Source organism: Halomonas marinisediminis, from assembly GCF_004347715.1.
Lineage (GTDB): Bacteria > Pseudomonadota > Gammaproteobacteria > Pseudomonadales > Halomonadaceae > Halomonas > Halomonas icarae.
Map to the genome: position 1 here is coordinate 1 of NZ_SLTR01000780.1, position 228 is coordinate 228.

Sequence of the window (228 nt, forward strand, 5' to 3'; positions counted from 1 at the left end):
CTCGCCCGAGGACGTGATCCTTGCCCGCAACCAGGCCAAGCCGCTGCACAAGCTCGGCCAGACCTCGGTCTACAGGATGCCCGTGGGGGCGCTCGCCTCCCTGCAGCCGATTTTCGCCGCAGACCCCCAGGGGATCGCCGACAAATACCGGTTCGAGCAGCATTTCGTCACCAAGAACGCGCCAAACGGTGTCAAGTTCTGGCCGCGGGCCTGGGTGTCCCACTTCCG

General features: G+C 65.8%; 1 protein-coding gene. It reads left to right on the forward strand.

Going from position 1 to position 228, the window contains the following annotated elements; genetic code table 11:
* A partial coding sequence (locus E0702_RS18505; RefSeq protein WP_240721829.1) for a hypothetical protein occupies window positions 1–228 on the forward strand: 228 nt, incomplete at both ends.